General features: G+C 72.2%; 20 protein-coding genes and 1 riboswitch. Of the genes, 9 read left to right on the top strand and 11 right to left on the bottom strand.

The features are described 5' to 3' along the window. The first annotated feature begins 12 nt into the window (after positions 1 to 12). Entirely contained in the window at positions 13 to 1,977 is a 1,965-nt protein-coding gene (locus ACIB24_RS14395) for a hypothetical protein (RefSeq protein ID WP_398281481.1), read from the top strand. Between the two features lie 142 nt (positions 1,978 to 2,119). Here the strand turns inward: ACIB24_RS14395 and ACIB24_RS14390 are convergent, their stop codons facing one another. Genes ACIB24_RS14390 through trpS form a run of 3 tightly spaced genes read right to left on the bottom strand, consistent with a single transcriptional unit; the run spans position 2,120 to position 4,874 of the window. After that, on the bottom strand, positions 2,120 to 3,238 hold the full coding sequence (locus ACIB24_RS14390; RefSeq protein ID WP_398281478.1) for a YihY/virulence factor BrkB family protein: 1,119 nt from the start codon (positions 3,236 to 3,238) through the stop codon (positions 2,120 to 2,122). A gap of 14 nt (positions 3,239 to 3,252) precedes the next feature. Further along, on the bottom strand, positions 3,253 to 3,804 hold the full coding sequence (locus ACIB24_RS14385; protein ID WP_398281911.1) for a 2'-5' RNA ligase family protein: 552 nt from the start codon (positions 3,802 to 3,804) through the stop codon (positions 3,253 to 3,255). A gap of 38 nt (positions 3,805 to 3,842) precedes the next feature. After that, positions 3,843 to 4,874 (bottom strand): tryptophan--tRNA ligase, encoded by a 1,032-nt coding sequence (gene trpS / locus ACIB24_RS14380; protein ID WP_398281475.1) that lies wholly within the window; start codon positions 4,872 to 4,874, stop codon positions 3,843 to 3,845. Between the two features lie 63 nt (positions 4,875 to 4,937). On the opposite strand from trpS, the gene ACIB24_RS14375 reads away from it, so the two are divergent. The 5 genes from ACIB24_RS14375 (at position 4,938) to ACIB24_RS14355 (ending at position 10,214) form a co-directional block, all read left to right on the top strand. Continuing rightward, positions 4,938 to 5,972, top strand: a complete 1,035-nt coding sequence (locus ACIB24_RS14375; RefSeq protein ID WP_398281472.1) for a Gfo/Idh/MocA family protein — start codon at positions 4,938 to 4,940, stop codon at positions 5,970 to 5,972. Between the two features lie 34 nt (positions 5,973 to 6,006). Next, positions 6,007 to 6,783 (top strand): alpha/beta fold hydrolase, encoded by a 777-nt coding sequence (locus tag ACIB24_RS14370; protein ID WP_398281908.1) that lies wholly within the window; start codon positions 6,007 to 6,009, stop codon positions 6,781 to 6,783. Between the two features lie 10 nt (positions 6,784 to 6,793). After that, positions 6,794 to 7,978 carry a mannose-6-phosphate isomerase, class I gene (gene manA / locus ACIB24_RS14365; RefSeq protein WP_398281469.1) on the top strand — a complete coding sequence of 395 codons (1,185 nt, stop codon included), beginning with the start codon at positions 6,794 to 6,796 and terminating at the stop codon, positions 7,976 to 7,978. Next, positions 7,978 to 8,574, top strand: coding sequence for a nucleoside deaminase (locus ACIB24_RS14360; RefSeq protein WP_398281466.1), 597 nt, complete (start codon positions 7,978 to 7,980; stop codon positions 8,572 to 8,574). Before manA ends, ACIB24_RS14360 begins: the two co-directional genes overlap by 1 nt. Before the next feature lie 131 nt (positions 8,575 to 8,705). Then, a complete protein-coding gene (locus ACIB24_RS14355) occupies positions 8,706 to 10,214 on the top strand; it encodes an MFS transporter (protein WP_398281462.1) in 1,509 nt (502 codons plus the stop codon). A gap of 74 nt (positions 10,215 to 10,288) precedes the next feature. Here the strand turns inward: ACIB24_RS14355 and ACIB24_RS14350 are convergent, their stop codons facing one another. Continuing rightward, positions 10,289 to 10,939, bottom strand: coding sequence for a hypothetical protein (locus tag ACIB24_RS14350; protein WP_398281459.1), 651 nt, complete (start codon positions 10,937 to 10,939; stop codon positions 10,289 to 10,291). Between the two features lie 69 nt (positions 10,940 to 11,008). Then, entirely contained in the window at positions 11,009 to 11,809 is an 801-nt protein-coding gene (locus ACIB24_RS14345) for an exodeoxyribonuclease III (protein ID WP_398281456.1), read from the bottom strand. Between the two features lie 98 nt (positions 11,810 to 11,907). Between ACIB24_RS14345 and ACIB24_RS14340 the strand changes: the two genes are divergently transcribed. Beyond that, positions 11,908 to 13,116, top strand: coding sequence for a M20 family metallopeptidase (locus ACIB24_RS14340; RefSeq protein WP_398281453.1), 1,209 nt, complete (start codon positions 11,908 to 11,910; stop codon positions 13,114 to 13,116). A gap of 63 nt (positions 13,117 to 13,179) precedes the next feature. On the opposite strand, the gene ACIB24_RS14335 is transcribed toward ACIB24_RS14340, so the two are convergent. Further along, positions 13,180 to 14,073 (bottom strand): bifunctional methylenetetrahydrofolate dehydrogenase/methenyltetrahydrofolate cyclohydrolase, encoded by an 894-nt coding sequence (locus tag ACIB24_RS14335; RefSeq protein ID WP_398281450.1) that lies wholly within the window; start codon positions 14,071 to 14,073, stop codon positions 13,180 to 13,182. Next, positions 14,070 to 15,362, bottom strand: coding sequence for a serine hydroxymethyltransferase (gene glyA / locus ACIB24_RS14330; RefSeq protein WP_398281447.1), 1,293 nt, complete (start codon positions 15,360 to 15,362; stop codon positions 14,070 to 14,072). The genes ACIB24_RS14335 and glyA overlap by 4 nt, the downstream gene beginning before the upstream one ends. A gap of 41 nt (positions 15,363 to 15,403) precedes the next feature. Next, positions 15,404 to 15,493, bottom strand: a riboswitch (ZMP/ZTP riboswitch). A gap of 555 nt (positions 15,494 to 16,048) precedes the next feature. Here glyA and ACIB24_RS14325 point away from each other — a divergent pair. After that, entirely contained in the window at positions 16,049 to 16,702 is a 654-nt protein-coding gene (locus tag ACIB24_RS14325; RefSeq protein WP_398281444.1) for a hypothetical protein, read from the top strand. Positions 16,703 to 16,757: 55 nt separating this feature from the next. Here ACIB24_RS14325 and ACIB24_RS14320 read toward each other — a convergent pair whose 3' ends face one another. The 4 genes from ACIB24_RS14320 to ACIB24_RS14305 form a co-directional block, all read right to left on the bottom strand. Beyond that, a complete protein-coding gene (locus ACIB24_RS14320) occupies positions 16,758 to 17,747 on the bottom strand; it encodes a malate dehydrogenase (protein ID WP_398281441.1) in 990 nt (329 codons plus the stop codon). Between the two features lie 27 nt (positions 17,748 to 17,774). After that, on the bottom strand, positions 17,775 to 18,992 hold the full coding sequence (locus ACIB24_RS14315) for an NADP-dependent isocitrate dehydrogenase (protein ID WP_398281438.1): 1,218 nt from the start codon (positions 18,990 to 18,992) through the stop codon (positions 17,775 to 17,777). 97 nt (positions 18,993 to 19,089) lie between these two features. Further along, entirely contained in the window at positions 19,090 to 19,893 is an 804-nt protein-coding gene (locus ACIB24_RS14310) for a hypothetical protein (RefSeq protein WP_398281435.1), read from the bottom strand. 19 nt (positions 19,894 to 19,912) lie between these two features. Then, on the bottom strand, positions 19,913 to 21,859 hold the full coding sequence (locus ACIB24_RS14305) for a glycoside hydrolase family 26 protein (protein WP_398281432.1): 1,947 nt from the start codon (positions 21,857 to 21,859) through the stop codon (positions 19,913 to 19,915). 253 nt (positions 21,860 to 22,112) lie between these two features. Here ACIB24_RS14305 and purU point away from each other — a divergent pair, with 253 nt between their 5' ends. Then, positions 22,113 to 22,976 carry a formyltetrahydrofolate deformylase gene (gene purU / locus ACIB24_RS14300; protein WP_398281429.1) on the top strand — a complete coding sequence of 288 codons (864 nt, stop codon included), beginning with the start codon at positions 22,113 to 22,115 and terminating at the stop codon, positions 22,974 to 22,976. Positions 22,977 to 22,984 lie beyond the last annotated feature (8 nt).

Below are 22,984 nucleotides of genomic sequence, written 5' to 3'. Positions count from 1 at the left end.
CGGGGCCTGCTGATGTCCGGGACCGGCGCCCCGCCCGGCCGCGCGGAACTGCGCCGCGACCGGTCGCGGCGGGCCGCGCGCACGCCCGACGGCCCGGGCCCGGTCGAGCCGGCCGGGGCGGACGTCGTCACCGTCCCGCTGACCTCCGGACCCGCGGGCACGGTGCTGCGCCTGCGGGTGGTCCCGACGGCGTGGCTGCTGATCGTCGTCCACCTGGTCCTGACCGCGACCCGGCTGGCCCGGGGCTGGTGGTGGCAGGACGACCTCAACCTGCTCGCGCTGGCGAGGCGCCCGTTCGGCACCGACCTGCTGTTCGCCGACTACAACGGTCACCTCGTGCCGGGCACGTTCGCGATCGCCTGGCTCGTCGACCGGATCGGGCCGCTCACCTGGTGGCCCGCCGCGACCGCGATCTGGCTGCTGACCGCCGCGACCGACCTGGCGCTGCTGGCGCTGCTGCGCCGGATGTTCGGTAACCGGCCGGGCATCCTCGTCCCGCTCGGGATGTTCTGCGCGACCGCCGTCACGCTGACCTCGACGTTGTGGTGGGCGGCCGCGATGCAGTGGCTGCCGGTCACGTTCGCGCTGGTGGCGTCCCTGTACGGGCACATCGGCTACTGGGCGACCGGGCGCCTGCGCGACCTGGCGGTGGCCGTCGGGGCGATCCTGTTCGGGCTGCTGTTCTTCGAGAAGGCGCTGACCGTGCTGGTCGTGCTCGGGCTGTACGCGGTGGCCTACCAGGTGTCCGGGACCTGGCTGACCCGGCCGTTCCGCGCCCTGTGGGCCCACCCCTTCTACTGGCTGCTGCAGCTGGGGCTCGCGGTCGGCTTCCTCGTCGCCTACCTGGGGCGGGTGCAGATCGACACCGGCGGGCCGCAGAAGTCGGGCCTCGGCGACTACCTGACCCTCGTCCGGTACATGGTGCTGGAGTCGTTCCTGCCCAGCCTGGTCGGCGGGCCCCTGCGCTGGCTGGCCCCCAACGACACCGCGACCGCGTGGCCGGGGCCGGTCTGGCCGTTGACCGTGCTCGCACTGCTCGTGTGCCTGGCCACGGTGGTGCTGACCGCGCGGCTGCACCCGGGCGCCTGGCGGGGTTGGGCGCTGCTGGGGGTGTTCGTGACGGTGTCGGTGGTGCTGGTCGCCCGGACCCGGCTCGGGTTCGTGGGGCCCCTGATCGGGCGGGACACCCGCTACATCACCGACACGGCGGCGATGGCCGCCGTCGCGCTCGGTCTGGCCATCATGCCGCTGCGCCCCGGGCTGGATGCCGGGCTCGCCCGTCCGAACGGCCGGCCGGGGCCCTCGTGGGTGTTCGGCACGGGCGGCCGGGTGGCCGTCGGCGGCCTGGTGACGGTGCTGGTGATGAGCCTCGGCGGGCTCGTCTCCGGCGAGACCTACATGGGTCACTGGACGAAGAACCCGACCCGCACCTACTTCGACAACCTGCGCTCCTCGCTCGACTCGCAGTCGGACGGCGGGACGCGGCCGGTCCGGATGTTCCCCGACGAGACGCTGCCCGAGTCGGTCATGACCGCGACGTTCGAGGACTCCCGCAAGCTCACCTACATCAGCAGGATGCTCGACCAGCAGCCGACTTTCGTCGGTTCGGCCGCCGAGCTCTACACCGTGACCGAGGACGGCCGGGTGGTGAGGGCCGCGGTCGACTCGTCGCCCGTCAGCCTGCCGACGACGTGCTCGACCGACGGCCGGCTGGTCGTCCGGCTGTCCAGCCGGGTGATCGAGTGGCGGTGGAAGCTGCAGTTGAGCTACCTGACGAACCGGGCCGGCTCGGCGACCGTGCAGTTGGGGACGACGGGCTCCCCCGTGCGGTTCGACCTCGCCAAGGGGCTCGGGTCGGTGTTCGTCGACGTACCCGGCGGCCCGGCGAACACGCTGGTGATCGACGACCTCGGGTCCACGACGCTGTGCCTCGGTGCCTACGCCCTGGGCAACAAACTCAAACCCGCCCCCACCTGAACCGCCGAGTGGAACCTTCAGCCCCGTAAACCAGCCCTCAGCAGGCTCTTACGGGGCAGAACGTTCCAGTCGAGCACACGGGCGTATCGTCCGCACCCAGGCGAGGCGGTCGTCGTCCCGCAGGTGAGCCCGGGCGCTGGGGTCAGCGGGTGGTGAGGTCCCTGGCTGCGTCCCGGACGGCGCGCACGGCGTTGGCACCGGCGCGCGCGGCGCCCAGCGCGGCGACGCCGAGGACGGCCCCGGCGACGATCGAGACCCGGTCCGCGGCGCGGGGACTCACGACGGGCTGGAAGGCGCCCGGACGCTCGTCGAGTTCCAGCCGCTCGACGGGGAAGGTGCCGGTGACCGGCTGGAGCTCGGTCAGGTGGCCGCGGTCGAGGGCCACGATGGCGCCCCAGGACGCGGCCACGAGCGTGACCCGGGCGATCAGGTTCAGCCAGACCAGCAGCCCGAGGAGCACCCCGAACGTGGCCAGGAACTTGTTGTGCGTCGCCCCCTGCAACAGCAGGCCACCGGTCAGCTTGAGCACCCCGAGCGCGATCCCCCCGAACAGCGCCGCGTCCACGAGGTCCTCGCGGGGCAGGTGCAGCCCGGCCAGGGTGCGGAACAGCAAGAGGTAGATGCCGACGTCCACGGCCAGCACCACCAGCGCGCTCAGGGCGCCGAGCACGATCGAGCCGACCGTCGAGTCGTCCAGCCCGATCGGGCTCAGCAACCACCCCGTGACGGCTGTGACCGCGAAACCCGCCGCGGTGGAAAGGAGTACGAGCAGGCCGATGCCGACCAGCACCAGCAGGTCACGCCCCTTGCCCTTGACCGGGTTGTCCTCCATCGGCGGCTGCCCGAACATCGCGCGGATGCCCTCGCGCATCGCGTCCAGCCAGCCGAACCCGGTGAACAGCAGGCCGACGATCCCGACGACGCCCGCGATGGTCAGAGTGCCGCCCCCGACCAGCCGGTCGATGGTCACGATCCCCGGGCCCCCCGCCCGGGTGATGATCACCGGCGTCCCGACGCTGTCGTTCACCCCGTTCGCCATCCGCAGCTCGAGGTCCTCGTTGTCGCCGACGATCAAACCGAAGACGAAGAACCCGACCGCGATGGCCGGGATCAGCGAGAACAGCGCCGCATAACCCATGCCGCCCGCGAGCACCGGCCCGCGCGCCTTGCCGTAACGCTCCCAGGCCCGCCACGGGACCGACGCCTTGGCGCGCTCCAGCAGGCCTTTCGCCTCGTCCACCCGACTCGCCACTGCGGTCACGACCCCCCGACGTCCTAGTCCGACACGTCGCCGAAGAGGAACCGCCGCTCCAGCCGCCAGCCCGACGGCCCGTGCTCGTAGAACGAGACCCCGTCGACGGTGAAGTCGGCGGCGTAGTCGACCAGTGTCGTCTGGGCCCGGTCCAGCGCCGCCTCGTCGAGGTGGTGGGCGACGGTCACGTGCGGGTGGTACTCGAACGACAGCTCGCGCTTCAGCGGGCCGGTGCGGATGCTCTCCTGCAGCCGGTCGCAGTCGTCCGCCCCGTCGAGCAGGCTGATGAAGACGACCGGCGAGACCGGCCGGAACGAGTCGGTGCCGCGTAGCCGGACGCCGAAACTGCGCAGCCGCGAGGTCACCTCGGCCAGGTGCTCGGCGATCGCGGCGGAATCGACCGCGGCCACCTCGGTGGGCGGCAGCAGCGTGATGTGCGCGGGGATGGCCCGGGCCAGCGGGTCGCCGAAGTCGGCCCGCCAGCGCTGCAGTTCCTCGCCGTACGGTTCGGGCACGTCGATGACGACGCCGATGGTCACCAGGTCGTCCTGGGCCGAGGCCGGCCGGACCGGCATGCTCATGGTCGGCGAGTCCGCCGCGCGCGGTAGCTGCGTCACGGACGACCGCGCAGGAAGCCGACCTTGTCGTACGCCTCGGCGAGCTTGGGCGCGGCGAGCGCGCGGGCCCGGCGGGCGCCGTCCGCGAGGATGTCGTCGAGCGCCTGCTCGTCCGTCATCAGCTCCTCGACCCGGGCCTGGAACGGCTCGACGAAGCCGAGGTAGGCCTCGGCGACCTCCTTCTTCAGGTCGCCGTACCCCGCGCCCTCGAACTTGGACACCAGCGTGGGCACGTCGGTGCCGGACAGCGCCGAGAGGATGGTCAGCAGGTTCGAGACGCCGGGCTTGTTCTCGGGGTCGAACGCGATCTCGCGACCGGCGTCGGTGACCGCCGAGCGGATCTTCTTCGCCGACGCCTTCGGGTCGTCGAGCAGGTCCAGGCAACCGCTGCCGCCGAGGCTCTTGCTCATCTTCTTCTCGGGGTTCTGGAGGTCGGCGATCTTCGCCGTCTCCTTCACGATGTGGGGGCGCGGGACGACGAACGTCTCGCCGAAGCGGTGGTTGAACCGCTGGGCCAGGTCGCGGGACAGCTCGAGGTGCTGGCGCTGGTCCTCACCCACCGGGACGGCGTCCGCGTCGTAGAGCAGGATGTCCGCGGCCTGCAGGATCGGGTAGGTGAACAGCCCGACGCCCGAACCGTCGGTGCCCTCACGCGAGGCCTTGTCCTTGAACTGGGTCATCCGGCTCGCCTCGCCGAACCCGGTGATGCAGGACAGCACCCAGGCCAGCTCGGCGTGCTCGGGCACGTGGCTCTGGCAGAAGACGATCGAGCGGACCGGGTCGATCCCGGCGGCCAGGAACTGCGCGGCGGTCACCCGGGTGCGGTGGCGCAGCACGGCCGGCTCCTGCGGCAGCGTGATCGCGTGCAGGTCGACGACGCTGTAGATGGCGTCGTACTCGGCCTGCAGGGGTACCCAGTTGGCCAGCGCGCCGAGGTAGTTGCCCAGGTGGAGCGAGTCGTTCGTGGGCTGGATCCCCGAGAAGAGTCGGGGCCGGGTCAGGGATCCCGTCGCTGGCATGGCGGTCATTCTTACAGGTTCGCGTGCCACGTCGAACCGGAGCGTCTGGATGGCTCTGACTAATCTCTCGGCATGACCTCCCCCACCCCCGTCCGGCTCGGATTCGTCGGCGCGGGGGGCATCGTCCAGCGGGCCCTGGCCCCGGCCGCGCACGCGGCGGCGGGCGTCGTCGTCCAGTCGGCCGCGGCCCGCGACCGGGCCCGCGCCGAGGCCGTGCAACCCGCCGGCCGCGCGTACGAGGGTGCGGACGGGTATCGCGCCCTGGTCGAGGCGGACGACGTCGACCTGGTCTACGTCGCGCTCGACAACGCGGGGCACCTGCCCTGGACGCTGGCCGCCCTGGAGGCCGGCAAGCACGTGATCTGCGAGAAGCCGATCGGCCTGACGCCGGCCGAGGTCGAGCGCATGACCGACGCGGCCCGGGCGGCCGACCGGCTGCTGGTCGAGGCCTTCTGGTACCGCTGGCACCCGCGCACGCGCCGGCTGGAGCAGTTGCTCCGCCAGGGCGCTCTCGGACCGGTGCGGCAGGTCACCGCGGAGTTCAGCTTCGCCGGCCCGAAGGACGCCGACCCCGCGCAGCACTACCGCTACGACCCGGCCCGCGGCGGGGGCGGGCTGTACGACGTCGGCTGCTACGCGCTGTCGTTGGTGCACCTGGTGCTGGGTTCGCGGCTGGACGTCGTCGAGGCGAGGGCCGAGCTCAACGGCACGGGCGTGGACGTCGACCTCGGCGCCCGGCTACGGGTGCCGGGCGACGCTCCGCTCACCGGCCCGGGCCGGGTCGAGCCGGGCGCGCAGGCGGCGATCAGCTGCGGGATCGCCGCCCCGGACAGCCAGGTGGTGACGGTGACCGGTGAGGGCGCGACGCTGGCCTTCGGAGACCCGGCGTTCACCGCGCTGGGGATGCCGGTGGAGCTCACGATCACCACGCCCGACCGCGCCGTGCGCAGGGAGAGCTTCGCGCCGGTGAATCCGTACCAACTGATGATCGAGGCGGTCGCCGCCCGCACGCGCGGGGAGGACGCGTTCGTCGTCGACCTGGGGCATTCGCACGAGATCTCGCAGACCACGGCCGCCATCCAGCAGGCGATTGCGTACGCTTCGTAGTGTGATAACTGCTCTGAGTAGTCTCTCGTTGACGGTGGTGCCCCTGGCGGGAGGTCCCGGCCTGGCCGTGCACTACGCCGAGGGACCGCTACGACCGTTCCTCCTGCTGCACGACCGCGGGCAGGACTCCCAGACCTGGCACGACGTCGCCGTGCGGCTCAACCAGGTCGGACACGCGGTGGCTGCCATCGACCTGCGCGGCCACGGCGACTCCGACCTCGACGTGCTGACCGCCGGGTCGTCCTCGCGCCCGGTGCCGGACGTCGACACCGCCGCGGACGACGTCGCGCACCTGATCGACGTCCTCGACCTGCGCGGGCGGCGGGCCCCGATCGTCGCCGGGCACGGCGGGGGCGGGGCGGTCGCGCTGTCGCTGGCCGCCCGCCGGGGCGGGGTGGCCGGCGTGGCCTGCGTGGACGGTGGCTGGTCGCGCCCCGACGCGAGCGCCACCGATCCCCGCGCCTGGTACCCGCTGATCGCCGTCCCGACCCTGCTGTGCGCAGCGCTGCCCGGCGACGGCCGCACGGAGGCCTGGGCGACGCAGACCCGGGCGGACATCGCCCGCGCGCTGTCCCGGCTGCCCCGGGCCACGACCCGGATCAGCTGGTACCCCGGAGCCGGGCACGACATCCCGCGCAGCTCCCCCGGCGTCCTGACCGACGACCTGCTCGCCCTGGCCGACCGCGCCGAACCCGGCCCGGCCGACCCCCACCCCGTGCGCGAGGTGCCCGGCGTCCCGCCCGGTTACCTGCCGCTCGTCGTCCCGGCCGGCGGGCCGTCCCTCGGATTCGCCGGGACCTCCCCCGGGTAGGCTCGTCGGCATGAACGCTCCGCCTGCCGTGGCGGCCATGACCAACCCGGTCCGCGACTACGACTGGGGCTCGCGCACCGCGCTGGCCCGGCTCCAGGGGCGGAAGTCCACGGGCGGTCCCGAGGCGGAACTGTGGATGGGGGCGCACCCGGGCTCACCGTCGTCCGTGCAGGTCGACGGCGGCGACGTGAGCCTGCCCGAGCTGATCGCCTCGGCTCCCGAGGCGGTCCTGGGGGCGGCCACGCGGGCCGAGTTCGGCGACCGCCTGCCCTTCCTGCTGAAGATCCTGGCCATCGCCAAACCGCTGTCGGTGCAGGTGCACCCGTCGACCGCGCGGGCCCGCGAGGTGTTCGGCACGGCCGGTTCGCCGTACGTCGACGACGCGCACAAGCCCGAACTGCTGCACGCGCTGGAGCCGACGCAGGCGCTGTTCGGCTTCCGGCCGGCCGCCGAGGTCGCGGCTCTGCTGGCGCCGCTCGGCTCGCGACTGTCGGCGGTGGCCGCCCCGCTGACCACCGGCGGGCAGTCCGACGCGGTGCTGCTGCACGCGACCCTGGAGACGCTGATCACCTGGCCCAAGGCCGACCGGGTCGAGCTGGTCGCCGAGGTCGCCGCCGCGCTGGACAGGCTGCCGGACGACGTCCGCACCGACCCGGCGCACACCTGGGTCGCGAAGCTGGTCGACCTGTACCCGCTCGACCCGATGGTGGTCGCACCGCTGCTCCTGCGCCTCGTGGACCTGGCACCCGGCGACGCGATCTTCGTGCCCGCCGGGGTGCCGCACTGCTACCTGGACGGGCTGGGCGTGGAGATCATGGCCGCCTCCGACAACGTGCTGCGCTGCGGACTGACCCCGAAGCCGATCGCCGTGCAGGAACTGCTGCACGTCGTCGACACCTCCCCCGGGCCGTACGCGCAGGCCGTGGTCTCGCGCGACGCCAACGGCGAGACCAGTTGGCTGCCACCGGTGCCCGACTTCCGGCTCGGCCGCCTGGACGTCGACGGCTCGGTCGCGCTGACCCCGGTACCGGGCCCGCAGGTGGTGTTGTGCACGTCGGGGGCGGTGACCGTCCTGGCCGGCGGCGACGCCGTGCAGCTGCTCCCGGGGCGCTCGGCGTTCGTGACCGCCGGCGCCGGACCGGTGACCGTGATGGGTTCCGGCCGGATCTTCCGCGGCGCACCGGGCGCGCTCTGATGCTCCCGACGTCCCTCAGCGCGCAGCTGCCCGCCTGGGTCGCGCCGTTCGTCGCGGAACACGCTGCCGGGGAGGACCTCTCGACGGTCGAGGGGCGGATGGCGCTGGTCCACGCGCTCGCCGACCGCAACTACGTCGAGGGCAACGGTGGGCCGTTCGCGGCGATCGTCTGCTCGCCGTCCGGTGAGCTGCTGTCCGCGGGCGTGAACGTCGTGCTCTCCTCGGGGCTCTCCTCGATGCACGCCGAGGTCACCGCCGTCTCCCTGGCCCAGGTCGCCGCCGGGGGCTGGGACCTCGGGTCGCTGCGCCCCGGTCTCGAGCTGACCGTCAACTGGCGCCCGTGCGCGATGTGCCTGGGAGCCGTTCTCTGGAGCGGGGTCTCACGCCTGGCCGTGGCCGGCGACGGCCCGGAGCTCGAGGAGCTGACCGGGTTCGACGAGGGCCCGGTGGTCACCGACTGGGTAGCCCAGCTGGAGCGCCGCGGGCTGGCCGTGGAGCAGGACGTGCTGCGCGACGGAGCCCTGCGGACGTTCCGGCAGTACCGGGACCACGTCCGGCGCGATCCCGGCACCGTCGTCTACAACGCCAGCCGCTGATCCCCGTCGCTTCCCGGAGTCGGACCAAGCGGCGTACAAGCCGGACCCAAGTGATCGGTAAGAACGTCCCGGCACTGTTCTCGGCAGTCGGCCACCCCGGCCGCAAGCCCTCCCGAGAACAGGAAGCAGTCATGAATGCCGCGCACGCTCCCGAGGTCCCGACCCCCGCCCCCGCGGTGCAACGGGCCACGCTCGCCGTCGTCTGCGTGACGACCGCGATGCTCATGCTCGACATCGCCGTGGTGAACACGGCGCTGCCCGCGATCGCCACCGACCTTCGCGCGTCGATGACCGGCCTGCAGTGGGTGGTCGACGCCTACACGCTGGCCCTGGCGGCCGTCGTCCTCTCCGCCGGGTCGCTCGCCGACCGCAGCGGCCGGCGGCGGGTCTTCACCGGTGGGCTGGTGCTCTTCACGGTCGCGTCCGCGGCCTGCGCGTGGGCACCGGGGATCTGGTGGCTGGACGGCGCCCGCGCGGTGCAGGGGCTCGGCGGCGCCGTGCTGTTCGCCTGCTCGCTGGCCCTGCTGGCCGACGCCTACCCGTCGATGCAGCAGCGGGCCGGTGCACTGGCCGCGTACGGCGCCACCATCGGCGGCTCCTTCGCCGTCGGCCCCCTGCTGGGCGGCATGCTCACCCAGCACGTCGACTGGCGCGCGATCTTCCTGCTCAACGTCCCGGTCGGGCTCGTGACCTGGGCGGTCACGGCGCGCTGGGTCCGGGAGTCGAAGGACTCGAACCCGCGGGGCCTCGACGTCCCCGGCCAGGTGCTGGCCGCGCTCGGCCTCGGCCTGCTGATCTTCGGCCTGATGCGGGGCAACGTCGACGGCTGGACGTCGGGCACCGTACTGGCCTCGTTCGGCGGGGCCGCGCTGTCGCTGGGGTTGTTCGTCGCCGTCGAGGCCCTCGTCGAGCAGCCGATGCTGCCGCTGCAGATGTTCGCCAACCGCGCGTTCACCGGGGCCCAGCTGGCCGCGTTCGCGATCTCGTCGTCGATGTTCGCCGTGTTCGTCTACTGCACCTTCTACCTGCAGGGTGTGCTGCACCTGACGCCCGTCGAGGCCGGGCTGGCCTACCTGCCGGGCACCGTGGTGATGTTCTTCGTCGCCGGAGCCACCGCACAGATCGGCAAGAAGGTCTCGCCCGCCGTCACCCTCGCGGTGTCGCTGGTGCTGGTCGCCGCGGGCCTGCTGGTGATGGGGCTGACCGCGCAGGTCGACAGCTCGCGCTGGGCGATGACCTGGGCCTTCATGCTCGCCTGCGTCGGCGCCGGGGTGTTCAACCCGGTCATGAGCGGGCTCGTGCTCGGCGAGAGCGCGGCCACGCACTCCGGGCTGGCCGCGGGCATCAACGACGCCTTCCGGCAGACCGGCATCGCGGTCGGCGTGGCCGGGCTCGGGGCGCTGTTCCCGGCGCAGTCGGTCCTGGCCGGCGGCTCGGCGACCGGGTTCGTCGACGGGCTGCACACCGCGCTGTACGTGTCGACGGCGATCGCGCTGGTCGGGGCCGTGATCTGCCTGGTCACCCTGCCCTGGCGGGTGCCGGGCGAGGCCCCGGAGGCGGAGCCGGTGGCGCTCGACGAGATGCGCCTGGCCATGGCCGAGCTGCAACTCGAACTCGAGGGGCGGCTGACCTACCGCTGATCCGCGAGTGGAACGTTCTGCCCCGTAAGGGCCTCCGGACGGCGGCCTTCCGGGGCAGAACGTTCTCCTCGGCGCTAGAAGTCGCCGCCGAACCCGCCGCCGTCGAAGCCCCCACCGAAGTCGCCACCGCTGAAGTCGCCGCCGTCGTAGCCACCGCCGTCGTACCCGGTGTCGGCGGCTGCTTCCGCGTCACCGCCGTCACCCGTCTCGAACAGCCCGCCGTCCCACGGACCGTCGTCGAACAGGGCGTCGGCGACCGCCGTCCCGATGAAGGCACCCGCCACGCCGGCGAGCAGGCCGCCCGCGAGCATGCCGCCCATCCCCATCCCGCCGCCCATGCCGCCGGTGCGGCCGAAGGACCGCTCGAGGGTGCCGGGGTTGCGCATCTCGGCCCGCGTCGCCGCCCGGGCCAGCGTCCGCGGCTGCGCGTCGGCGGGCCGCTCCCCCGGCGGCAGCTCCGCGCTCAGCTCGGCCAGCACCTGGGCGCGCTGCTCGGGCGTCAGCTTCGCGAACGCCTCAGCATGGGCCTGCTCGATCTGGTCGGGCGGCGCGGTGCGCAGCAGGTACTTGTACCGCTCGACCGCCTGCTCGTCGGGGCTGAGCCCCTGCCCACGCGCGTACGGGTAGGCCTGCCGCTGCTGCGGAGCGTTCCAGCCGGCGCGCTGCCGGTCGTAGTCGTACTGCCGCTGCTCCGGGCGGCCGAACAGCCTGTCCAGGAAGCCCATCGAGATCTCCTCCCACGGTGAGGCTCGTGACCGGTGGAACGGGTGAGCCCTACCCGCGGTTCCGGTGGCTCAGACCTCGTACGTCACGACCACCGGGGCGTGATCGCTCCACCGCTGCGCATACGTCGCCGCCCGGTGCACGCTCGCCTTCACCGCCCGGGCGGCCAGGTTGGCCGAGGCGAGCTGGTAGTCGATGCGCCAGCCCGCGTCGTTGTCGAAGGCCTGCCCGCGCCACGACCACCACGTGTACGGGCCCGGACCCTCACCGCCCAGGCGGCGGCCGACGTCCACGAAGCCACTCTCGAGAAGAGCCGTCAGCCAGGCCCGCTCGTCGGGCAGGAAGCCGGACTTCTTCAGGTTGCCCTTCCAGTTCTTCAAGTCGACCTCGTGGTGGCAGATGTTGAAGTCGCCGGTCACGAGCACGTAGCGCCCGTCGGCCGCCAGCTCCAGCAGCCGGGTACGCATCGCAGCCAGGAAGGCGTACTTCTCGTCCTGCTTCGGGGTGTCGGCCTCCCCCGTGTGCACATACGTCGAGCAGACGGTCAGCACCCCGGACGCGACCGGCACGTCGGCCTCGACCCAGCGCCCGGCGTCCAGGAAGCCCGGCAGCCCGACACGCACGGCGACGGGCGCGACCCGCGAGTGCACCGACACCCCGGCGCGGCCCTTGGCCGCCGCCTCGGCGTGAACACCCGACCAGCCGTCGCCCAGCACGGCCGCGACCTCGGCGTCGGGCGCGCGGACCTCCTGCAGGCACAGGACGTCGGGCTTCGTGGCCGCCAGCCACGGGCCCATGCCGCGCCGGACGGCGGCCCGCACCCCGTTCACGTTGCAGGAGGCGACGGTCAGGAGGCGGGGCTCGATGGGCACGCGGCGATTGTTCCGCACCCCGGCGACAGTCCCAGCCGTCACAGGCAGATCGCGCAAAACACTGCCGGTGTGGGCCCGAACACGCTACATAGGTCTGTATGACCCTTCTCGACGACGCGCGGGGCCTGGCCGACGAGCTCTCGCAGCTGCGGCACCGCCTGCACCAGCGCCCGGAGATCGGCCTGCGGCTGCCCCGCACGCAGGATGCCGTGCTCGAGGCGCTCGACGACCTCGACCTGGAGATCAGCGCCGGTTCGGAGATCAGTTCGGTGACCGCCGTCCTGCGCGGCGGCGCGGGCGAGCACGAGCCCGAGGAGCCGAGACCCGTCGTCCTGCTGCGGGCCGACATGGACGCGCTGCCCGTGCACGAGGAGGTCGACGTCCCGTACCGCTCGGTGCTGGACGGTGCGATGCACGCCTGCGGGCACGACCTGCACACGACCATGCTGATCGGCGCCGCGCGGCTGCTGGACGCGCGCCGGTCCACGCTGCAGGGGGACGTCGTCCTGATGTTCCAGCCCGGCGAGGAGGGTTACGACGGCGCGCAGAAGATGATCGATGCGGGCGTGCTGAGCGCCGCCGGGCACCCGGCCGACATGGCGTACGCGCTGCACGTGATGCCGAACATGATGCCGCGCGCGCACGTCAGCACCCGGCCCGGGCCGATCATGGCCGCCAGCGACGGGATGTTCGTGACCGTGCACGGCGCCGGCGGGCACGGATCGACGCCGCACCTGACCCGCGACCCGGTGCCGGCCACGTGCGAGATGGTGCTGGCCCTGCAGACCGCCGTGAACCGCGGGGTCGACGCCTTCGACGCGGTCGTCGTGACGGTGGGTTCGCTGCACGCGGGGTCGCGGCGCAACATCATCCCCGAGACGGCGAGTTTCGAGGCGACCGTGCGCACGTTCGACCGGTCGGTGCGGCGGCGCGTGAAGGACCTGCTGATCCAGGTGTGCCACGGGGTCGCCGAGGCGCACGGGCTGGTCGCCGACGTCGAGTACGTCGAGGAGTACCCGGTCACCATGAACGACTCCGCCGCGACGGAAATGGGCCTGGAGGTGGCGAACTCGCTGTTCGGTGCCGACCGGACCGACGTGATGTCCCGGCCGATCACCGGTACCGAGGACTTCTCGCGCGTGATCGACCGGGTGCCGGGCGCGATGCTGCTGCTCGGTGCCTGCGTCGACGACAACGACCCTCTGACCGCGCCGAGCAACCACTCGCCGCACGCCGCGTTCGACGACCGGGTGCTGCCCGACGGCGCCGCCCTCTACGCCGAACTGGCCCTGAGCCAGCTCACCTGACCGCTGCGGTTACGCGCCAGTACGCACGGGATGTCGCGCGTACCAGCGCGTAACCGGGGTAGGTCAGAGGCGTTCGGCGGCGTCCACGACGTTGGTCAGCAGCATGGCCCGGGTCATCGGGCCCACCCCGCCGGGGTTGGGTGCGACCCAGCCCGCGACCTGCCGGACGTCGGGAGCCACATCGCCGGCCAGGCGCGACTTCCCGTCGTCCCCGACCACGCGGCTGACGCCGACATCGAGGACGACGGCGCCCGGCTTGACCATGTCGGCCGTGACGATGCCCGCCACGCCCGCCGCCGCGACGACCACGTCCGCCCGGCGCAGATGCGCGGCGACGTCGCGGGTCCCGGTGTGGCACAACGTGACCGTGGCGTTGATCTCGCGCCGGGTGAGCAGCAGGCCGAGCGGCCGGCCGACCGTGACCCCCCGCCCGAGCACCGCGATCTCGGCGCCGTTCAGGTCGATGCCGTTGCGGCGAAGGAGTTCCACGATGCCGTGCGGGGTGCAGGGCAGCGGTGAGCTCAGTGGCGCGTTGACGTTCAGCACGAGCCGACCCAGGTTGGTCGGGTGCAGGCCGTCGGCGTCCTTGGCGGGGTCGATCAGCTCCAGGACGGCGTCGGTATCGATGCCCTTGGGCAGCGGCAGCTGGACGATGTAACCGGTGCAGGCCGGGTCGTCGTTGAGCTCGCGCACGGCGTTCTCGACGTCGGCCTGCGTCGCCGTGGCGGGCAGGTCCGCCCGGATCGAGGTGATCCCGATCTCCGCGCAGTCACGGTGCTTCATCGCGACATACGTCGCGCTGCCGGGGTCCTCACCGACCAGCACGGTGCCGAGCCCGGGCACGACGCCCCGCGCCGCGAGCGCGGCCACGCGCTCCTTCAGCTCACCCTTGATGGCGGCCAGGGCCGCCTTGCCGTCGAGAACCCGCGCGGACGTCGTCCGATCGGTCGCGGTCACCACGACTCGAGGCCCTGGTACAGCGGGAAGTCGGCGGCGAGCTTCTCGACCCGCGCGCGCAGCGCGGCGATGTCGCAGGTCGGCTGCAGGGCACCGGCGATGATGTCGGCGACCTCGGTGAACTGCTCGTCGCCGAAGCCGCGGGTGGCCAGCGCCGGGGTGCCGATCCGCAGGCCGGAGGTGACCATCGGCGGGCGCGGGTCGAACGGGACGGCGTTGCGGTTCACGGTGATGCCGACCTCGTGGAGGCGGTCCTCGGCCTGCTGGCCGTCGAGCTGGCTGTCGCGCAGGTCGACCAGGACGAGGTGGACGTCGGTGCCGCCGGTGAGCACGTCCACGCCGGCCGCCTGGGCGTCGGAACCGGTGAGGCGCTCGGCCAGGATCTTCGCGCCCCGCAGGGTGCGCTCCTGCCGGTCCTTGAACTCGTCGCTGCTCGCAATCTTGAACGCGGCCGCCTTGGCGGCGATCACGTGCATCAGCGGACCACCCTGCTGGCCCGGGAAGACGGCGCTCTGGAACTTCTTGGCGTTCTCCTCGTCGCGGGACAGGATGATGCCGCCGCGCGGGCCGGCCAGCGTCTTGTGCGTCGTGGAGGTGGTGACGTCGGCGTACGGCACCGGGCTGGGGTGCAGGCCCGCGGCGACCAGGCCCGCGAAGTGCGCCATGTCGACCATCAGGTAGGCGCCGACCTCGTCGGCGATGCTGCGGAAGGCCGCGAAGTCGAGGTGCCGCGGGTAGGCCGACCAGCCGGCGATGATCAGCTTCGGCCGGTGCTCCAGCGCCTTCTCGCGCACGACGTCCATGTCGACGCGGAACGTCTGCGGGTCCACGCCGTAGGAGGCGACCTCGTAGAGCCGGCCACTGAAGTTGATCTTCATGCCGTGGGTGAGGTGGCCGCCGTGGGCCAGTTCCAGGCCGAGGATCGTGTCGCCCTGGCGGATCAGCGCGTGCATCGCGGCGGCGTTGGCCTGGGCGCCGGAGTGCGGCTGGACGTTCGCGTAGGCGGCGCCGAACAGGGCCTTCACGCGGTCGCGGGCCAGGTCCTCGGCGATGTCGACGTACTCGCAACCGCCGTAGTACCGCTTGCCCGGGTAGCCCTCGGCGTACTTGTTGGTGAGCACACTGCCCTGGGCCTCGAGGACCGCGCGGGGGGCGAAGTTCTCGCTGGCGATCATCTCCAGCGTGTTCCGCTGGCGACCGAGCTCCTGCGCCAGGACGGCGGCGAGTTCGGGGTCGGCCTGCTCGATCGGGGCGTTGGTGACGCTCTGCGCTTGAGTGGGTGCAGTCATGGCGGGCTCCTGGGCCTGGTCGTCGGACGGTGCTCTCCAGTGCCCCGGGCCCAGGCGAACGACCTCGAGGACGACGACTCTCACCGCTTCCCGGTGGTCAACCCACCTCAACGCCAGTCGCGGCGAGGGGAGCCTATCAGTCAGGCCGGCTGCGCCTCGGGCTGGGCGGCCCACGGTCGACCGGCCTGACCGAAGAGCAGGACCACCATGACCACCGCCAGGTAGCCGGCGACCGTGAGGCCCGAGTATTCGCGGTGTGCCCTTCTTGTGGGGGCGATTTCGACGGCGACGGACCGAAATCACACCCACAAGCGGGGCATACCGCGGGCTGTGGACAAGTTCGGGGGCGCCCGCGAACGAGCAGCCAGACTTGACTCGTGGGGCGGGTGACGGTGACGGACGCGATGGCGGCACTGGGCGGGGTCGCCACGACGGCCGAACTGCGCAGAGCCGGCGTGACCCGGGACGCCGTCCGGTGGGCTCTGCATCGGGGGACCGTGCACAAGGCTGGTCGTGGACTCTTCGTGGACGGTGTCGCCTGGGCGACCGGCGACGATCGCTCCCGGCACCGATGGAGAATCCTCGTCCGGCAGCGCAGATCACCGGAGCTGGTCGCGACCGGCCTGTCCGCGGCGGCCTTGTGGGGGCTGCCGCTGCCGAAGGGACCACCGGATCCCCCACACCTGGTGACCCCGCGGGACGAGATCCACGTCGGCGCGGTCGGCAACCAGGGCGGCGTGCTCCAACGACGGGCCTGGCTGACCGGCGACGAGATCTGCCGGCGGGAGAGGGTTCGTCTGACCACGCCGCTCAGGACCGTCGTCGACTGCTGCCGGCACCTGGACGACGGCTGGGCTCTGGCGGTGGCTGACGCGGCAGCCCGGTTTCACGGCGTGACCGGCGAGGAACTCACCCACCACATTCTGGGCGCGGCCCCAGGGCCCGGCCGCGCCCGGGTGACGTGGGTGGCAGACCATCTCGACGCCCGGTCCGAGAGCGCGCTCGAATCGCTGAACCGAGCGGTGTTGATCCAGGCGGGATTCCAACCGGAACCGCAGGTCTGGATCAGTACCGACCGCACCCGGTATCGGGTGGATCTGCTGGATCGCGCCAATCGAGTGATCAGCGAGGCCGACGGTCGACGGAAGTACGAGCAGGAGGAACAACCGGCGACCCCCTGGGAGGACAAGCTCCGTCAGGACTCGCTGTGGGACAGCGGGTTCGAGATCGTGCGGTTCACGATGGCCGATTACTACTCGCGCCGCGCCGCCTACCTGGCTCGGTACCGCAGGGCGGTTCTGCGGGCCGACCAACGCAGTGTGCCCCGCTTGTGGGGGTGATTTCGGGCCGTCAGAGGCCACATTCACCCCCACTAGCGGGGCACACCACAGGAACTCAGAGGAGGCCGAGCGCCTTCACGGCCTCGCGCTCCTCGCCGAGCTCGGCGACCGAGGCGTCGATGCGACCGCGCGAGAACTCGGAGATCTCCAGGCCCTGGACGATCTTCCACTCGCCACCCTCGGAGGTCACCGGGAACGACGAGATGAGGCCCTCGGGCACGCCGTACGAACCGTCCGACGGGATGGCCGCCGACGTCCAGTCACCGGCGGGGGTACCGAGCACCCAGTCGTGCACGTGGTCGATGGCGGCCGAGGCGGCCGAGGCGGCCGAGGACGCACCCCGGGCCTCGATGATCGCCGCACCACGCTTGGCGACGGTCGGGATGAAGTCGTTCTCCAGCCACGCCTGGTCGTTGATCACCTCGGCGGCGGGCTTGCCGGCCACCTCCGCGTGGAAGATGTCGGGGTACTGGGACGCCGAGTGGTTGCCCCAGATGGTGACCTTCTTGATCTCCGAGACCGGGACGCCGGTCTTCTGGGACAGCTGACCGAGCGCGCGGTTCTGGTCGAGGCGGGTCATGGCGGTGAACCGCGAGGACGGCACGTCCGGCGCCGAGGAGGCCGCGATCAGCGCGTTCGTGTTGGCCGGGTTGCCCACGACCAGCACGCGGATGTCGGAGGCCGCACCCTCGTTGATCGCCGCACCCTGGGGGCCGAAGATGCCGCCGTTGGCGGAGAGCAGGTCGGCCCGCTCCATGCCCGCGGTGCGCGGCCGGGCCCCGACCAGCAGGCCGACGTTGGCGCCGTCGAACGCCGCCTTGGGGTCGTCGAAGATGTCGATCGACGAGATCAGCGGGAAGGCGCAGTCGACGAGCTCCATGGCGGTGCCCTCGGCGGCCTTGACCCCCTGCGGGATCTCCAGCAGCCGCAGCGCGACCGGGGTGTCGGGGCCCAGCAGCGCACCGGAGGCGATGCGGAACAGCAGGGCGTACCCGATCTGGCCGGCGGCGCCGGTGACGGTGACCTTGACGGGCGTGGTGCTCATGGCGAACTCGCTCCTCGGTACAGAGATCTACTTGGTCGCGGCCTGGAGGTTCTCGTCCAGGGCGCCCAGGAACTCCTCGGTGGTCAGCCAGGCCTGGTCCGGCCCGACGAGCAGCGCGAGGTCCTTGGTCATCTTGCCGCTCTCGACCGTCTCGATGCAGACCCGCTCGAGCGTCTCGGCGAACGCGGTCACCTCGGGGGTGCCGTCGAGCTTGCCGCGGTGCTTGAGGCCGCCCGTCCACGCGAAGATCGAGGCGATGGGGTTGGTCGAGGTCGGCTTGCCGGCCTGGTGCTGCCGGTAGTGCCGGGTGACGGTGCCGTGCGCGGCCTCCGCCTCGACGGTCTTGCCGTCGGGCGTGGAGAGCACCGAGGTCATCAGGCCGAGCGAGCCGAAACCCTGGGCCACGGTGTCGGACTGCACGTCGCCGTCGTAGTTCTTGCAGGCCCAGACGTAGCCGCCCTCCCACTTCAGGGCGGCGGCGACCATGTCGTCGATCAGGCGGTGCTCGTAGGTGAGCCCGGCCGCGTCGAAGTCGGCCTTGAACTCCTTCTCGTACACGTCCTGGAAGATGTCCTTGAAGGCACCGTCGTAGGCCTTGAGGATCGTGTTCTTCGTCGAGAGGTACACCGGGTAGTTGCGGGCCAGCCCGTAGGACAGCGAGGCCCGGGCGAAGTCCTCGATCGACTTGTTGTAGTTGTACATGCCCATCGCCACGCCACCCTCGGCCGGGTAGTTGGCCACGAGGTGCTCGATCGGCTCGCCACCGTCGTCGGGGGTGAACGTGATCGTCACCTTGCCGGCGCCGGGGACCTTGAAGTTCTGCGCCTTGTACTGGTCGCCGTGGGCGTGGCGGCCGATGATGATCGGCTTCGTCCAGCCGGGCACCAGCCGCGGGATGTTCGAGATGATGATCGGCTCGCGGAACACGACGCCACCGAGGATGTTGCGGATCGTCCCGTTCGGGGACAGCCACATCTTCTTCAGGCCGAACTCCTCGACCCGGGCCTCGTCGGGGGTGATGGTGGCGCACTTGACGCCGACGCCGTGCTCCTTGATGGCGTTCGCCGCGTCGATCGTCACCTGGTCGTCGGTGGCGTCGCGGTGCTCGAGGCCGAGGTCGTAGTAGCGCAGGTCGATGTCGAGGTAGGGATGGATCAGTCGATCCTTGATGAACTGCCAGATGATCCGCGTCATCTCGTCGCCGTCGAGCTCTACGACCGGGCCGTTCACCTTGATCTTCGCCACGCCTAATCCACTCCTCATCGGATCGCTCGACGTCAACGTATCGGATCGCGGGACGTCCGCAGCCGCCGGGCGATGACCCGTTCCTCACACTCCACCCTCAGCGCAGGAGGGCCGCCACGTCGGGCTTGGCCAGCCACTCCCCCGCGAGGTCGCGCGGCAGGCCGGTGGCGATCGCCAGGACGGCGCCGCGCCCCTGCGCGCGGACCTCGCCGAGCCGGTCGGCCGGCAGCCGCTCGGCCAGTCCCGGCGCCCGCAGCAACGCGACCGCGGGCCACACGAGGGGGCGCGTGCCCAGGGCGAGGGCCAGGCGCAGCGCCGCCTCCCCGTCGTCCAGCGCGGCCCCGGCGTCGCCGGTCAGCAACCGCCCGACGCACCGGAACAGCAGGCTCTTGGCCAGGTGCCGACCCGACCCCGACTCGTGCGCCGCCCGCACCGACGCCTCGGCCGCCTCGAGCCCGGGGCCGGCGTCCCCGCGCAGGAACGCGACCTCGGCCGCCACCCAGCCCGACCGCACGCGGGGCCGCCAGCCCGGGTCGCCGCCGACGGCGAGCGCCGCGCCCAGATGCCCCGCCGCGTCGTCCGTCTCGGCCAGCCCCACGGCGTCCGCCGCGAGCCCGAGCAGCGCCTCGACGCGCGCCTCGGCGTCGGCGGCCAGGTCCAGGGCCCGCAGGTCGAGGGCCCGCGCGGGCAGGTAGCGGCCGAGCTGCCGGTGCAGCGAGCCGAGGGTGGACGACGCCAGCGAGACCCAGCGGTCCGCCCCGTCCAGCGCCTCGAGTTCGATGAAGGCATCGCCGTAGCGACCCAGGGCCCCGAGCGCGACCCCACGCTGCCAGGCCCCCGCCCGCTCGCCGCTCGACGGCGCGCTCAGCAGGTCGGACGGCGGCAGGGCGAGCGGGTCCACGGCCGCTGACTCTGCCAGGTCAGGCGGCGCTGTAGAGCTCCTTGTACGCGGCGGCGGCCCGCGGGTTCTGGTCGGGCCCGTAGAGGGAACCCGCGTAGTACCCCGCGTCCTCGTTGAAGTACGACTCGTAGGCCAGCCGGCTGCCCATCGACTTGAAGAACTTCATCATCTTCTGGATGTAGAACGGGTTGTCGCCGCCGTTGTTGCCGGCGTGCGCGCTGCCCGGGTAGACGCCCCACTCCGGCACGGACAGCTTCTTGCCGTGGTCCTGGGCGAAGTCGGCCCAGTACTTCAGGCCCTGGTCGCCGGAGTAGTGCTGCTGCCAGTCGGCGTCGCTGTGCACGCCCGGGTAGATGTCGTAGGAGTCGACGCCCACGTAGTCGACGTAGCCGTCACCGGGCCAGGCCTTCGTCGGGTCGGCCAGGCCGGCGCTCCGGCCGCGGTTGACCGTCCACTCCCAGCGCAGGGCGGGGTCGATCGCCTCCACGGTGGTGACGATCTGCCGCCAGCAGCCCGCGAAGGCCTTCGGGTCCTTCGCGCTCCAGGCGTACCAGTCGCCGTTGAACTCCCAGCCCAGCCGGATGATGATCTTGTTGCTGAAGCCGGCCGCCTTCACGTTGCGCGCGAACGTCTTCCACTTGTCGTTGTAGGCCCCGTCGGCGCAGTTGTTCAGGTTGCCGCTGCCGTCCTCGGGGATCGGCGCGATGCCGAAGACCTTCGTGTACGGGGTGCCCTTCCAGGCCCGCAGCACCCACTCGGGGTTCGTGATGTCGCCCCAGTTGGCCCGCGACGCCCACGTCACGACGACGTCCATGCCCTTGCCGCGCCACGCGCCGAAAGCGTCGAGCTTGGTCTTGCTGTCGCCCGGGATGTACGCCCCGCTGGCCCACGGCAGCCCCGACTCGCCGGCCGTGACGTCCGCGCTGCCGCTGGCCGGCTCCTTCGGCTCGGGCTTCGGTTTGGGGGTCGGCTTCGGCGTCGGCTTCGGCGTCGGCTTGGTCGAGGGGCCGTCACCGGTGCCGGTGCCGGTGCCGGTGCCGTCATCGTCGCCGCCCAACGGCACCGGCGACGGGATCGGGCTGGGCGTCGGCGTCTGCAGGTCCTTCGGCTTGCGCACCGGGGAGTTGTGGTCGGCGATCACCGCGTCCTGCGTGGTGAACTTCTTGGCCGGGAGGTCGCCGTAGACGTTGCCGCCGTCGCTGATCAGCGCGCCGTCGACCACGGGGCCCTTCGGGCTGAGCAGCGTCGTCCCGGGGATCAGCAGGACCATGGCGGTGACGAGGGCCGCCGCCCAGACGCGCTTGTCACCGCCGATCCGGCGCAGCGGCAGGCCGGTGCGCGGGTCGAACGTGGGACGACGGGAGCCCGGCTTGCGCGCGGGCGTCGCCTTCGCCGTGGGACGGGGACGGGCCGTGGGGCGGGGACGGCCCGCGGGGCGCTCTGAGGGGCGAGCGGCGGGCGCCGATCGGCGCGCACCGCGCTGCTCGGCCAGCCGGGCCTCGCGCCGGCTCACGGGGGCCGGCGAGGAGCCCGAAGCCGCAGCCCCGGCGTCGTCGACGGCGCTGCGGCGGTCGTCGTCCCAGCGAGCGGAGCGAGTGCCCATCGTCTCCACGCGAGCGGAGCGAGGGCTGGTCAGCTCCCGGGCGCGCGCCTCGCGCCGACTGGTGGGCGTCCGTGTGACCGTCACCTCGAGGGCCGGTACCCCACGCACCGGCACGGTCTGCGCAGCGACCGGCGGGACGTCGTCCGGCACCTCCTGCAGCACGACGTCGGGGTCGGTCAGGTCGATCTCGGGCTCGGCCTCCGCGGCCAGCCGCGCCGGGCGGGCCCGACCCGCGCGGCGGCGGGACGACAGCTCCTCGGCGGGCCCCAGCGCACCCTCCCAGCGAGCGGAGCGAGTGCTGATCAGGGCTGAGCGGGTTCGCGAACCGGGAGGGACGTCGCCACCCCTGGCTCTCTTTCCCACGATGATCGTGCTCCCGAGTGTGCTTGCCGTCTACGTGCGACCGTGACATTACGGGACACGGGGGGCCGCGTACCGGGGCATGGGACAAGGACACGACAGGTTTGACGGTGCCTTGACATTGATCCACTCCCAGCCGAACCGAGCGTCACTGGGGCCTCACCCAGCGAGCGCGGCGGGGGCTGGTTCCGCATGCCGTCCGGCACGCCCGGGGTGCCGACTTGACCGGGAGTCGGGCGGGCTGGACGCTGCCGACGTGACCGCCGAGTTCGTGCTGACCCTCTCCTGCCCCGACCGGCCGGGCATCGTCTACGCGGTGACCAGCTACCTGGTCCAGCACAACTGCAACATCTTGCAGAGCCAGCAGTACGGCGACCTCGGTCCCACCGGCACGGACCGCTTCTTCATGCGCGTCCAGTTCTCCACCCCCGACCCGGTGGAGACCCACGAACGGCTCAGCCGGGCCTTCCAGGCCGTCGCAGACTCGTTCCAGATGGACTGGCACCTGGTCGACGCGAGCGCCCGCTACCGGGTGCTGATCATGGTGTCGAAGTTCGGGCACTGCCTGAACGACCTGCTGTTCCGGCACCGCATCGGCGCGCTCGACGTCGACATCCCGGCGGTCGTGTCCAACCACACCGACTTCGCGGACCTGGTCGAGTCGCAGGGCATCCCGTTCGTCCACCTGCCGGTCACCCGCGACAACAAGCCCCAGGCCGAGGCCCAGCTGCTGGAGCTGGTCGAGAAGGAGTCGGTCGACCTGGTCGTACTGGCCCGCTACATGCAGGTGCTGTCACCGCAGCTGTGCGAGACCCTGTCCGGTCGGGTGATCAACATCCACCACTCGTTCCTGCCGTCGTTCATGGGCGCCCGCCCCTACCAGCAGGCCCACGCGCGCGGCGTGAAACTGATCGGCGCGACGGCCCACTACGTGACCTCGGACCTCGACGAAGGCCCGATCATCGAGCAGGACGTCGAACGCGTGGACCACACCATGAGCGCCGAGGAGATGGGCGCCGCGGGCCGGGACGTCGAGTGCCAGGTACTCGCGCGGGCCGTCACGTGGCACACCCGCAACCGGGTGCTGATGAATGGCCATCGCACGGTCGTCTTCCGCTGACCGATCAC

The sequence above is a fragment of the Spongisporangium articulatum genome, assembly GCF_044465595.1.
Taxonomy (GTDB): Bacteria; Actinomycetota; Actinomycetes; order Actinomycetales; family Kineosporiaceae; genus Spongisporangium; species Spongisporangium articulatum.
The sequence above is the reverse complement of the archived record's forward strand: the minus strand, read 5'-3'. Positions and strand labels throughout refer to the sequence as shown.